This is a genomic window from Ochrovirga pacifica, assembly GCF_000220525.1.
Taxonomy (GTDB): domain Bacteria; phylum Bacteroidota; class Bacteroidia; order Flavobacteriales; family Flavobacteriaceae; genus Ochrovirga; species Ochrovirga pacifica.
In genome coordinates, this window is the sequence record NZ_AFPK01000029.1 from 21544 (window position 1) to 35792 (window position 14249).

Sequence of the window (14249 nt, forward strand, 5' to 3'; positions counted from 1 at the left end):
GGTTAAAAATCCTGTTTTTTTATGCAATAAAAAGCAAGATTTGATTTTTTTTGCAATAGATATGTTTAGTTGAATTGAAACTTACCATCATGAGCTCCTTTGGCAAAAGGTGGATTGTAATGTACATCAGTGCCAATAGCCTTTGTATTTTTACCAAAATTATCACCTCCCCAATTGATTTCTGCTCGTCCATCACCAATTACGATGTCTAATAATTTCTTTTTGAGCTGAGTCACTACTTTTGAATATTTTGGATTGTTTGCTAAGTTGTTTAATTCATGGGGATCATTAATTGCATCATACAAAGACATGTCTAATTCTTCATCAGTAGCATTCATAGCCCAATTCATGTTTACACCTCTTTTAGAATTAGGTCTCGTCTTTAAAGACAAAGCATATTCTTTGGTTCTAATGTAAGCTCTGGGTCCTATGGCATGATGGCTTTCACCAATTACATAATCTCTGGCAGGGATGGAATTATGGGTTACTTTTTGCAAATCCACACCGTCTAGATATGTAAAGTTCTCATTAGATAAATCAACTCCGGCAGCAGCAAGTACCGTAGGAGCGATGTCTACAAACTCCGTAAAATCTTTCACCACTTTTCCAGCTGGAAACTTCTTTTTATCTGAAGAAACCACAATAATTGGATTGTGACTATCAATTTCCCAAGGAGTGTTTTTAGCAATAGCTCCATGATCGTTTAACTTCCATCCATGATCACCACACACATAAACTATTAACCAAGGTTGTTGTTTTTGCTCGCTGTATTTAATGAATTCTCTAGTAGCACGACCAATCAATTCATCTCCATAAGCACAAAAAGCATAGTAATCTCTAACCATATTTTGTTTTTGTTCTTCCGTAAAATCGTCCGAGAAACTCTTTTTGACACGTTTTTGAAAAGCTTTGGCCATTTTTTTGAATTCAAAATCCGTTAAAGTGGGAATTTTATAGTTTTTTTGATGAAAACGATCTCTGTAACTTTTAGGAGGCAGTACAGGCGTGTGTGGAAAATCATAACCTATATGAGCAAAAAGAGGTTTGTTAGTATCAATTCCTTCAAAAGAATTGCTCCCTAATTGAAAAGATTGGTTTTCGTTCTTTAAAAACCTAACAAAAGCTTCTGTATAGTTTCCATCACGAGTTTCTCCGACTGGTTTCGGACTTACACCTGCCAATACACCTTTGCTAAAAGGGGTCTCAAAATCTTTAATATTCTTGTTGTGCTTATACATTAACTGAAAGTTTTGGTATGCCTGTTTAGCCATACCTTTAAACTGTGGATTCTCTTTTTCTAATTTTTCTGATTTGTAATAAACTTTTCCATTAGCATCTTTAAAATACGTAACGTTTTTTAGAGGTGTTTTTAATTTAACCCCATCAATATCCGTAAGCTTAGAAACCTTACCCCATTCTGGCAACATGTCATTATCTAAAGTTTTTGCATCAATATCATTTTGATAGATTTGATAATTAAGAGGTTTTCCGTTTTTTAGGGTTCGAATACGTACTCCCAATTTCCCAACATGAAAAGTTTGATAACCCAATTTAGCCATCTCTTCAGGCAACAAAGGATAGGAATTGCTAGTATTGTTATTAAAATACTCGAACTGATAAATTCCGCTACGAAAAGGGTAACGTCCAGAGTGCATTGAAGCTCTAGAAGGAGCACAACCTTGTGCCTGGCAATACGTATTGATAAACGTGGTTCCTTCTACTGTCAACTTATCCACATTAGGAGATTCAACATACCCCAATTTACTTTCATTTTTTCCTGTTAAAATTTTATTAAAAGACTCTATAGAATCCCATCGTTGATCGTCTGTAAGCACCCATAAAACATTAGGTTGTTGTTGAGCAAGTAAGTTTGCACTACATAAAAGCACAAGTACTATTATTGTTTTTATAGTTTTAATTTTCATTTAAAATAAGTTTTTATAGAATGATTTGTAAGCAACACCAATCTTTGATGGTTTACATTCATCAAAACTCTAATTTTCAATAAAATAAAAAAGAAATCAATGGATTTATCACAGATTTAAATGAGTAAAAAAAACTAGACAAAGACTAGATATTTATTTTTTAAGACCTGAAAAAGCAATTATAGTATCTTTAAAAACCAAAACAAAATCTTGCAAATTTTCTTTTACAAATTCAAAAAGATTAATTTTTTTATGATAAAGCAAAACAAACAACTAATCAAAAACTCATCCCTTTAGTTTTGCAATCATGTTACAAAGTTTGATTTTGAATGTATATAGTTTATTCTTATGTAAAGGATTTAAGACTCTATAAAAAACATTCAAAAATAACATACAGAAGGTAAAATAACTGTTTCTTAAAGAACCTTATATAAAACAGAAAAAACACTGCTAAAAAACCAAAGTTTGGTTCATTTTTTTTAATGTTAACACAATACATTTGACGTTTTACCTTAGTAATTTGTTACATTTCTATAACAATACCATCAAATGTAAAATGAAAGTTAAAAACAGCTCTAAAATCCAAAAAGTATATTTATAATCTAGTTTTATATCTTATAAACTACGATAAAGTAGATTGATAATCTATAAAAAAGAAACTTTACTAAAAGAACAAAAAAACAGTTTTATAGAACAAATTCAAATCAAAAGTATATTAACAAAAACTTGATTTTTTTCAATAAAACCCAACAAAAACTAGCATTCAAAACTATAATTTTCATAAAATCAACATTTAATCCATCAAGTTAGTCATTTGTTTCACTCATAGTTTTATAATCTTAAGAAATTCTTTAGCGAATTATAAACATACTTAAACTATGAGATTTAAATTATTTAAAAACTTAAAAATGAGGGAGGTTTTAATCGTCCTCATTACTGTTTTTAGCTTCAATTTAACACAGGCTCAGACTAAAAAAGTTACAGGTTCTGTAACCAATGAGAATGGAGAGCCGCTTATTGGAGTTAGTGTAAGTGCAAAAAGTACTGGAAAGTTAACAATTACTGACTTTGACGGAAATTTTGTACTTGAAATAAAAAAAGGAGATATCCTAGTAGCAGACTACCTAGGATATGCAAAAGAAGAGGTCTTAGTAAAAGATCAGGTGCGTTTTTCCATACAAATGACTCCAGATACCGATATTTTAGAAGAAGTAGTGGTTGTTGGTTATGGTAAACAAAAACAAAAAGAAGTTACCGGAGCCGTAGCCAATGTAAAAGCTGAGGTTTTAGAAAAAACTACAACTTCTGATGTTGGTTCTGCTTTGCAGGGTCAAATTTCTGGGGTAACTGTTACTTCTAGTTCTGGTGAACCTGGTTCTGAAGCAAACATTTTAATTCGTGGTTTCAGTTCTTTATTAGAAGGTCAAAACAAACCTTTATATGTTGTAGACGGTATTCCTTACGACAACGATCCTGGATTGAGTGTTAGCGAAATTGAAAGCATTGATGTATTAAAAGATGCTGCTTCAGCTTCTATATACGGAACTAGAGGTGCTGGTGGAGTTATCTTAATTACCACCAAACAAGGACAAGTAGGTGATATGCGTATCAACTTTAAAGCAGAATACGGATTGCAAAACATTACTAGTAACACTCCGTTATTAAGTGGTCCTGAGTTTTTGTACACACAAATTAAACTTGCTTCTGACAGAAATGGTAGTAACTACGAGCAGCAATGGAATAGAAGTGCACAAAACCCACAAGATGCATTGAACAATACCAACTTAGAGGAAACCATTCTAAATGATATGGCTCCTATCGAAAACTACAACCTAAGTATTTCTGGTGGTAAAAAAGATTTGGTGTATAGTTTTAATACCAACTACTTTTTACAAGAAGGTATTTTAATGAACACTGACTTTAAAAGGTTAAACATCAGATCTAATGTAAAATATACTTCTGGTAAATTTAAATTAACTTCTGGTTTTACCTTTAGAAAAGATGATCGTTTTAGACCAGCTTGGCGTTTGTTAAACCAAATTTACGAGTACGATCCTAGTAGACCTGCCGTTAATTTATCTAATAACGACTTTGATATCGGTAGTGAAAATGACGATTTAGCCAATCTACAAAACGTAAACAATACTTTACGTACCATTAAGCAAACTTCTACTTCTGATCTTAACTTCACAGCCCTAAACGTTCAAATGGACTACGAGGTAAATAAAGACTTAACCATTACAGCAAGAGGAGGAGGAAATTACACTAACAGTAGAGACGATGCTTACAAACCAGAAGTTACTGTAACAACTAGTTCCGGAGAAACTATTGTTCCTGTAGCTGCTTGGCAACGTTCTTCTATGAAAGTTTCTCACACACAAAGTTCTAAACTAACCTACGAAACTATTTTAAACTACAACAAAGACATTGGAAGACATAAATTTGACTTTGTTTTTGCCAACTCTATCGAAAAATCTGAAAGAAAATCTTTTTTCGCTCAACAATCTTTGAATGGTTTTGGAGATAAAATCACCAATATCAATGCTTATAGAGGATTTCCTGAAGTTGGAACTAATGGAGACGACTTTACGAGAACCTTAATTGGGTACTTAGGTAGAATGCAATACAACTTTGCTGGTAAATATTTATTTAGTGCAAGTGTAAGAAGAGATGGTTCTTCTCAGTTTGAACCAGAAAATGCATGGGGGTGGTTCCCTTCTGTTTCTGCTGGATGGAACTTGTCAGAAGAGTATTTCTGGAGCCCATTAAAACCAGTAATCAAAAGTTTTAAAATTAGAGCCAGTTTAGGTACAACGGGTAACGATCGTTTTAGTCCATATCAAACCGCTGGATACACTCCTAACGGATTTAACGTTGTGTTTGGTGATTCTAACAGCGACAGTTACACAGAGGAGATTGCTTATGGAGCTGCTAGAGTAGCTCACTACAACAAAGATTTAAAATGGGAAACTTCCATAGAAAAAAACTTTGGGGTTGATATGAGTCTATTTAACAATCAATTAAGCTTTACAGCAGATTATTATATTTCTGACAAAGAAGATTTACTATACCCTGTTTTAGTTCAACCTTCTTCTGGTATTGGAACTAGTTTTGGTAATAGATCTGTAATGATGAACGTAGGTAACATGACTAACAAAGGTTTGGAATTTGCTTTGAAATTTAGAAGCAGAAAAGGGAAATTAAAATGGAACACCTCTGCTACTTTTTCTACCAACGATAATGAAATTACGAAAACACACGAAAGCAACCCATTCCAATACTTAAATGGAGGTTATGTAGGTAGAAATAGTAATGATATTGTTACTGTGATTACAGAAGGTTACGAAGCTGGTGCATTCTTCTTACTAAAACAAGACGGAATTATCAACACACAAGAAGAATTGGATGAGTATATGACAGACAAAGTAGGCCCTAACGGAGAGCCTATCAAAGGTGTTACCTCAATTGATGGTTTTGCTCCAAGATTAGGAGACTCTAAATTTAGAGATACCAACAATGATGGAATGATTAATGATGATGACAAAGTATACTCAGGTAGTGGTACTCCTGACTTTGAAGCAGGATGGAACTTTAGTGCCAACTACAAGCAATTTGACTTTTCTATGCAATGGTATGGATCTTTTGGTTCTGATATTATTAACGGTAACAGAGCTTACGCTTATCAATCAGGAAAACACAGAGATTTGTTCTACGGATGGTCAGAGTTAAACACACAAACTAGCGTACCTCAATACAGAGGAACTAACAACGTAAACAACAACGCTACTTACTCTTACAGAAGTATTAGTGACTATTTCTTAGAAGACGGAAGCTTTGTTAGATTAAGAAATATTGCCTTAGGATACACCGTTCCTAAAAAAGCTACTCAGAAAATTGGAGTAAATAGATTGCGTTTTTACATCCAAGCTCAAAACGCTTTAACGCTTACCAAGTACACAGGATTTGATCCTGAAGTAGGTAATAACGGACTAAGTACTAGAGGTCTTGATGCAGGTACATACCCTATGTCGGCTCAGTATAAACTTGGTTTACAATTACAATTTTAATTTATAAAAGACAATACAATGAAAAAAAATAAATTTTACATAGGATTACTGACAGTTGTTTCAGTATTTTCATTGGGTTCGTGTAGTGAAGATTTTTTAGATGTAGAAAATCCTAATCAGGTTGAAAGTTCTCTATATGTAGAAAATAATGACGATTTAGAAACTGTTTTAAACGCAGCCTACAGCTCTTATACCAAAAGTGATGGAATTGCAACACAAATGGAATACGAACGTAGTGATATGGTTTACCCAGGAGGAATTAGACCTTACACACCTGGTAACGAACCTTTTTACACCCAAACATTTAACAACTCTAACCGTAGTATTGCCGACAAATGGGCTGTATTATACGAGGGGGTTTTTAGAGCCAACCAAGTCATGGCTGAGTACGACAAAATTAAAGGTACTTATGCAACAGAAATTGATTCTCTTAACGGAGCTTTAATGTACGCACAAGCAAGGGCTCTAAGAGGATATTTTTACTTTAATATCTCTAATAGTTTTAATGAAGGAGAAGTGCCTATTTTTGATGAACCTTCTGAAAACCCAGAAGATACAAGAAAAGACAATGCTAGCAAACAAGAAGTATTGAACTTTTACAGAGCCGATTTGGCTTACGGAATGCAACACCTTCCTCTTACTTGGCGTTCTGGTCAAGTGTTAAACAGAGGAGGTGCAGTTACTGGAACCACCGGAAACCCCTCTGATATTGTTATTAATGGTACTGGGGAATTGGGTAGAATTAGTGCTGGTGCCTGCGAAGCTTTGTTAGGAAAAAGTTATTTGTATCAATATGACTTTAAAAACCCCGACATGAGTTTAATTACGCAAGCTAAAAAACACTTCGAAAGATTGTTACCTGATGTAGGAGAAGATGGTGGATACGGATATCAATTAACCGACCATGTAGGAGATAACTTTACTTCTCAAAACGAATACAATTCTGAATCTATTCTAGAAGTAAATTACTCTGTAGATTTAGCTCAAGACCGTTCAGGAGAAGAGGCTTTGCACAACGATTTGTCATTAAAATTAGGTGCTGGTCTTTACAACCCTGCCATGTCTCCAGCTTCTTGGTTGGTAATTCAATACAAAAGAGATTCTATCGACATAAAAAGATCGATGAATCAACTAGGTGCAAACCCAGATTACGACAATACCCTACCAGAAGACAAGTATAAAAACCCTAGTCTAGATTATAGAAAATATTCACACAGAATGTCTCACTCTATCGCTTACATAGATGATGACGACACTAAATTTTATGATGGTGATATAACTGAGTTAGTAACACACCCAAGAGCCTTAAAACAACAAGCAAACTGCTTTATGTGGAAAAAACTAACCAACTGGGACATTACCTCTAGCGAAACTGGTTTAACTACAGATGGTCGTTCGGGAGTAAACATGCGATTGATTCGTTTGGCAGACATCTACTTAATGTACGCTGAATGTTTGTTAGAAGAAGGAAACATTGCAGAAGCTCGTAGAAACATTAATAAAATTAGATATCGTTCTGGAGTTGTTCTTTTGGGGCCAAGTATAGGTTCGGAAGAGTTTAGCAATGCAACCTTTACTACTGATAATGGTGCCATTGCCTTAGATATAAATGGAAATGGCGTTGAAGGAGGATTAGCTAAAGATGCCAACGGAAACTATACAGATATCTACGAAGAAATTTCTTATGACAGTTATGAAGTATTAAGATACCATTTACGTCATGTAGAAAGACCTTTGGAATTGGCTATAGAAGGAAATGCACTAAGAACTATAGACTTGAGAAGATGGGGAATTACCAAACAACGTTTTATTGAGATAGCCGATAGAGAATACGCTATTGGAGGATACATTGCTTTAAACCCAGCAGACCCAACTAAAACAGTCAATAGATGGAGCATTCAAATCTTTCCTTTATACGAACCAACCATCAATGCTAGCTTAGGAGGTTTCCAAGACATTTACCATGTATATGATGAAAAATACGAAAGTCAAAGTCCAGCAGATCCTGCTACAGAAAACGACAACGTACTTAACCTAAATGCAACTACCGTAAAACTAGCTGGTGCAGCAGTAAGTAGAAAAGATGAAAATTTAGCTTCTAGACGTTTAACCGCAACCTACTTTAAAGATTGTGTAGAGGCTAGTCAAAATTACGATGAAAGTAAAGCGTATTTACCAATTCCTATTACAGAATTAAACGCTAATTCTAAATAATTTAAAAACGAAATCATGAAAAAAATACATATTTTATTAAGTTTTATCTTCTTAGGGCTATTAGTTAGCTGCCAAGAAGATGAATATGAAGCTCCCAGCTCGCACTCGACTTTGGCGTGGAGAACTTCATTAATTTCAGATTCAGACGACCCACTGTTGGCCAACACCATTAAGGGGAATTATATTTCTTACTCCGACCATTCTGCTGGTGCTATAGAGCATTATTGGTACATTAATAAAGGAGATCGTTTTTTAAAAGCTCCACTACCAGAAAACAAGTTTAATGATGATTCTAGAGCAGCAATTGCTAGAGCTGCAAGGTCTGAAAACGATACGGTTTCTACAGACAAAGCTATTGCTGTTGCATTTTACAACACACCTGTTAGTAGTGTAAGACTGTACAATGTTTACAAAGATTCTGTTAGTTTTGAGAGTGTAAATGGAGGAACCATTAGCTCTGAATACGATGAAGAATCTGGAAAATGGATTGTAGACAAAACTTTTCAAGTAAATGTATTTGATACTATTATTCCCGGATTAAGAATTCTAGACAATGGTGTAGAAATTACCAAATACAGTGAAGGTGATGAACAAACTAATGATTCTGGAGAAGAACAAATAATTACATTAGATGCAGGAAACGTAATTTCTTTTGAAGATATTTCTAATGTATTTGCTTCAAGACCTCATTACAGAAAATGGTTTTTAATTGATAACGTAACGGGAGATACCGTAAGAAAAATTGAAAACGAGACTTTTGGAAACGCTTATATACAACCTGTTACTCACGATATTATGTTTACCACCGTTGGAGAGTTTAAAACAGGAATAGAACTAAAAAGAATTGCTGATTCTGAAAAAAATATTTTTACAGGAGACAATGCAAACCTAATTCTTCCTGCCATTGTAAAAGTAGGACAAGGTACCAACTTAAGCTTGATTGGTAATTTGACAGAAACTATTGATGAAGAAATTGAATTGACCTTTAACGGAGATTTAGATGCTCCTACAGCAGACCTTAAAAATCACTTTACTGTAAACGTAAATGGCTCTCCTTTAGCAGTTGCTGAAACTCGTTTAAAAGATGGTTTTAAAAATGTATTGCAATTGATTATGTCAGACAAAATTTATCAAAATGATGTTGTAACTGTAGCCTATGACGGTGCAGGAAACTTAACCTCACCTGCACACAGTACCGAGGCTGAAGTAATTGCCGAAACCACTGTAGAAATGTTTGATAAAGAATACATTCCTGAAAACGTAGCCAATATGGACTTATTTGGACCTTGGTGGAGAAATGCTGCTCATGTAGAATTATCTTCAGAACAATTTATAAGAGGAACTCAAAGTTTAAAAATTGCAATAGAACCAGGAGAACCATCAGCCGAAGGTGGATATACATTTACTTCTAACAAACCTGAGTTACTAGCAGGTAGAACTTACACCGTTAAATATAAAATCTATATCGATACGCAAAACGGATTGCCTAAACCATCGGAAACACCTACAGGAGACGATCCATCATCTCTATTAGACTTCCAACTATTCTTGTTAAATGACTGGGGATACTCTGCAACACAAGTAGTGCAAGGTACACCAGAAACCGATCTAGAAACTGACAAATGGATTACCATAGAAAGACAATATACTAGAGGACCTAGAACCATAGAAAAACTTTGGTTTAGAGCAAGAGCTGTAAGTAAAAATAGTAAAGCTGTTATCTATGTAGATGATATTTCTATAAAAGAATACGATATAAGACCTTAAAAATCTTATGTTTAGTATATTTAGTTTACATTACGAACGCCTAGGTCCCCAACCTAGGCGTTTTAATTTATAAATTCTTTTAGTATAAGTATTTATAACTCTTTTATTATTGATTTTTTTTTAAAGAAGCATCTTAAATTTTTCTGTAAAACAAACAATCCCTAAACTAAAGAAAACTCATTCCAAGTATAGTTGACATAAAAAAACAGAAGCAACACTAGCCACCTCTGTTTTATATCCGCTTATTTGTAAATTATTTTATGGCGTTACTATTGTATTGGTATCATCAATTACTATTTTACCATTAGCCAATGCATTGCTTAAATTAGCCCCATTATAACTTCCTGCATTATCAACAAAAATCACCTCAGCTCCCGTGTTCGATTTTTTTGCTTGAACAGAAATACCATTATTAGCATTAAAAACATTGTTGCCTTCAAACTTTAAGTATCCTTTTAAATAAGTTGCTATCACTGCTTGATCATCACTAGTTACCATAGTATTATTCTTTATCAAAACATTGCCAGAACCTTTTAATTTTTTTTCCTCTTCTGTAAAAGTCCTCCCTTGGCCGTGCCCTACTTTACCTGTAGCAAAAATTAAAATCCCATAGTTATTAGGGCTTTCGATAGAGTTATTTACAATCCTTATATTTTTACTTTCATCTTCTATGTGTATTGGTTGAGAATAAGAAGCTGTTCCTCCTTTAAACATATTACCAAAAACGTAAACGTTACGGGTATTTGCAATTGCTAAGTTGAAACTCTTAGTTAAATAGAAATCATTGTTAGTCACGCGGATATTTGCATGTTTTACCAAATTCACCCCTAAACCATAAGTTGGATCTGTTTCTCCTAGCAATGCTCCATCAAAAGATATTTGATGACTACCGTTATAGAACCTATTGTTATTTACAATAAAACCATCCAAAGTAGGACAATCTCGTGCCACCAAACCAAACCAATTATTAAAAAAACAATTTTCTATAACAACATCTTTAAAGCTTCCTTCAAAAAATACACCTCTAGTTGTTTCTGTGGTAACTGCTTGCTTAAAGGCACAGTCCTTAATGCTTATATCTGTAAACAACTCTAAACGATCAGCAATCTGTCCATTGTTATTGATGTCTCCTAAAAACATACATCTGTATGCTATACCATTGTTGATATAAAATTGAATATTATCAATAGAGATATGATCTGAATTCACTACAATCATAGAATTAAAAATATGATTTCTATTGTTATAAGTCCCTGTACGAGTTAATTTGTATTTTCCATTTCCCCTAGCCTCTCCTCTTAAATTTACATTACTCCCATCTAAAACAATTGCTTTATCTGCTGATGTAAAATTAACGTCTACATCTAACAATATTTCAGTACTTGCATTTGCTTGTGCAAGAGCATTTTTCAATTTTAAATAATTTGTGCTTCCAACTTGATTAGAAACTCTAATGGTTTGAGTAATTGCTGTTTTTTTAGAATCTCCTAAATCTAGAGATAAATTTTTGTCGTTTTTCAGCTCTTGATCCTCATCGACGATATTCTTACTACAAGAAATAGCAGATAATGTTAAAACTACCAATGCCAATTTAAAAAAAGTTCTTTTTTTCATTATTAAAAGTTTTTTGATTCTCTTCGAAAGTATCAACACTGTAAAAATGAAAGAAAAACATATGATTCCATATAAAACACAAATGATTATTTAGCAAACAAAACCCAAACAAAACAAGTTATTTACAACTTTACTATGCTTTTTAAAAACATAACACAAAAAAAACAGAATAAATTTATTATTCTGTTTTTATCTTTAATATTAAATATGACTTATCCCTCTAACATCCTAAGGGATCAAAAAATGAACTAATTCACCATCCCTTCTAAGTCTAAAATAAAGGTGTATTCACGAGCAACCTCTTTTAAAGCATCAAATCTACCTGAAGCACCTCCATGTCCTGCTTCCATATTGGTATGCAAAAACAACTGATTGTTATCTGTTTTTAAATCTCTTAATTTAGCAACGTATTTAGCTGGTTCCCAATACTGCACTTGCGAATCGTGCAAACCAGTAGTCACCAACATATTGGGATATTCCTTTGCCTCTATATTATCGTAAGGTGAATAACTCTTTATATAGTTGTAATAAACTTTATCATTTGGGTTCCCCCATTCGTCATACTCTCCTGTTGTTAATGGTATGCTATCATCTAACATTGTAGTTAGCACATCTACAAAAGGAACTGCTGATATAATCCCATTAAACAGTTCAGGATTCATGTTGGCAATAGCCCCCATTAGCAAACCTCCTGCAGATCCTCCCATTGCATACAAGTGTTTTGCAGAAGTCATTTGATGGTTGATAAGATACTGAGCACAATCTATAAAATCTGTAAAAGTATTCTTTTTACGTAATAACTTCCCATCATCGTACCAAGCTCTTCCCAAATACTCTGATCCTCTGATATGAGCCAGCGCAAATACAAAACCACGATCTAATAAACTCAATCGGGTAGTGCTAAAACTGTCATCTACAGTATGTCCGTAAGATCCATACGCATACATTAGGACTGGTGTTTCCTTGTTTATAATAGTATCTTTTCGGTGTACAATAGACAAGGCGACTTTTTTTCCATCTCTTGCAGTTACCCAAATTCTTTTGCTAGTATAGTTTTTTTTATCAAACTTACCCCCTAGCACTTCTTGTTCTTTTTTTACGATTTCTTCTTGGGTATTCATGTTAAAGTCTATCACAGAACTTGGAGTTGTCATAGAATTGTAACCGTAACGTAACCATTCTGTATCGTACTCTGGATTGCTAAACACGTAACAAGAATATGTTTCTTCGCTAAAAGGCAAGTAATAATCCTGGGTTCTATCCCATCTAATTACTCTTATTTTACTCAATCCAGAAGCTCGTTCTTCCAACACTAAAAAATCTTTAAAAATAGAAACATCCTCTAGCAACACATCCTCTCTATGCTCAATTACATCTTGCCAATGTTCTTTAGAGGTTGCGTTTTCAGAAGTTTTCATCAACTTAAAATTGGTGGCATTGTCCTTATTTGTTAGTATATAAAAAGAATCTCCATAATGCATAATACTATACTCCAACTCTTTTTCTCGTTCTTGAAACAGGGTAAATGTACCCGTTGGGTTGTTGGCATCTAAAAACTGATACTCTGTTTGCAAGGTACTATAAGATCCTATGACCAAATATTTTTTTGATTTGGTAATACCCACATACACATTGTATGTTTCATCTTGTTCATGGTACACCAACACATCCTGATAAGTAGGTGTTCCCAAGCTATGCCTATATACTTTATCGCTACGCAACGTTACATGGTCTTTTTTGTTGTAAAACAATGTTTTGTGGTCGTTTGCCCAAGTAGCAGACCCAGTGGTAAATTCTACCGTGTCTTTAAGAATTTCTCCTGTTTCTAGGTTTTTAAAGCGTAGCGTGTATTGTCTTCTTCCTACCTCGTCTGTTCCATACACCAATAACTGATTGTTTGCAGAAACAGACATTCCTCCTACATCAAAATACTCATGTCCTTCTGCCAAAACATTTACATCTAACAGTATTTCTTCTTCGGCTTCTAAAGTTTCTTTTTTTCTTGTGTAGATGGGGTATTGTTTTCCTACATCGTAACGAGTAATGTAATAGTAACCATTTTTAAAAAACGGTACCGAACTATCGTCTTCTTTAATTCTGCTTTTCATTTCTTGAAATAAATCTTCTTGAAAAGCATTGGTGTGTTTGGTTTGTTCTTCGTAAAAGTTATTTTCTTGACTTAAATAACCAAAAACTTCTTGGGTTTTTTCCGAAGGAATCTCTGCATTTTTTTCAGCATCAGACAAACGCATCCAATAATAAGGGTCTATTCTTTGGTCATTGTGCTTGGTTAACGTTTTAGCAATCTTTTTTGCTACAGGAACTTGTATCACCTTCATGTCTCTTTCTTTTATTAAATAAGTGTGTAAAAATATAAAATCCACTTGGGATGAGCGTGCATAACATTAAAAATTAAACATTTACAAAGAATCTGTAAATCAACTAATTAACAAAGTATTTTTTTTCAGCACTTTTTTTTAAAATTAGTTTTGCAGTTCAAAAAAAAAATTATTTTTGTCACCATATAGAATTGCAAAAATGTTATTGTTTTTATGTTTCGCTTGTGTTTGTACGAAGATGATTAGCAGATACAACATGGCAGGATGTCGTAACGAAATAAAAAATGTGTCTTCAAGATTTTTCTTTTTTGTGTACCTCCTTT

General features: G+C 33.7%; 6 protein-coding genes. 3 read left to right on the forward strand and 3 right to left on the reverse strand.

Annotated elements, in window-relative coordinates; translation table 11 throughout:
• Nucleotides 1-65: 65 nt before the first annotated feature.
• Complete coding sequence (locus FS85_RS0104800) at nt 66-1925, reverse strand: sulfatase-like hydrolase/transferase (RefSeq protein ID WP_010134946.1); 1860 nt, start codon at nt 1923-1925, stop codon at nt 66-68.
• Nucleotides 1926-2803: 878 nt separating this feature from the next.
• Here FS85_RS0104800 and FS85_RS0104815 point away from each other — a divergent pair.
• Genes FS85_RS0104815 through FS85_RS0104825 form a run of 3 tightly spaced genes read left to right on the forward strand, consistent with a single transcriptional unit; the run spans nt 2804 to nt 9973 of the window.
• On the forward strand, nt 2804-5992 hold the full coding sequence (locus FS85_RS0104815) for a SusC/RagA family TonB-linked outer membrane protein (protein WP_010134947.1): 3189 nt from the start codon (nt 2804-2806) through the stop codon (nt 5990-5992).
• Nucleotides 5993-6010: 18 nt separating this feature from the next.
• Nucleotides 6011-8206 (forward strand): RagB/SusD family nutrient uptake outer membrane protein, encoded by a 2196-nt coding sequence (locus tag FS85_RS0104820; protein WP_010134949.1) that lies wholly within the window; start codon nt 6011-6013, stop codon nt 8204-8206.
• A 15-nt stretch (nt 8207-8221) separates the two neighbouring features.
• Nucleotides 8222-9973 carry a hypothetical protein gene (locus tag FS85_RS0104825; protein WP_010134951.1) on the forward strand — a complete coding sequence of 584 codons (1752 nt, stop codon included), beginning with the start codon at nt 8222-8224 and terminating at the stop codon, nt 9971-9973.
• 258 nt (nt 9974-10231) lie between these two features.
• Here FS85_RS0104825 and FS85_RS0104830 read toward each other — a convergent pair whose 3' ends face one another.
• Both FS85_RS0104830 and FS85_RS0104835 read right to left on the reverse strand, forming a co-directional pair.
• The gene (locus tag FS85_RS0104830; protein ID WP_010134952.1) at nt 10232-11587 is read right to left on the reverse strand and encodes a right-handed parallel beta-helix repeat-containing protein; all 1356 of its coding nucleotides are present in this window, start codon (nt 11585-11587) and stop codon (nt 10232-10234) included.
• A 248-nt stretch (nt 11588-11835) separates the two neighbouring features.
• Nucleotides 11836-13926 (reverse strand): S9 family peptidase, encoded by a 2091-nt coding sequence (locus FS85_RS0104835; protein WP_010134953.1) that lies wholly within the window; start codon nt 13924-13926, stop codon nt 11836-11838.
• Between the last annotated feature and the right edge of the window lie 323 nt (nt 13927-14249).

Coding starts and splice junctions, on each gene's coding strand:
- FS85_RS0104835 (WP_010134953.1), bottom strand. CDS start 13,926: ATGAAGGTGATACAAGTTCCTGTAGCAAAAAAGATTGCTAAAACGTTA.
- FS85_RS0104815 (WP_010134947.1), top strand. CDS start 2,804: ATGAGATTTAAATTATTTAAAAACTTAAAAATGAGGGAGGTTTTAATC.
- FS85_RS0104830 (WP_010134952.1), bottom strand. CDS start 11,587: ATGAAAAAAAGAACTTTTTTTAAATTGGCATTGGTAGTTTTAACATTA.
- FS85_RS0104825 (WP_010134951.1), top strand. CDS start 8,222: ATGAAAAAAATACATATTTTATTAAGTTTTATCTTCTTAGGGCTATTA.
- FS85_RS0104800 (WP_010134946.1), bottom strand. CDS start 1,925: ATGAAAATTAAAACTATAAAAACAATAATAGTACTTGTGCTTTTATGT.
- FS85_RS0104820 (WP_010134949.1), top strand. CDS start 6,011: ATGAAAAAAAATAAATTTTACATAGGATTACTGACAGTTGTTTCAGTA.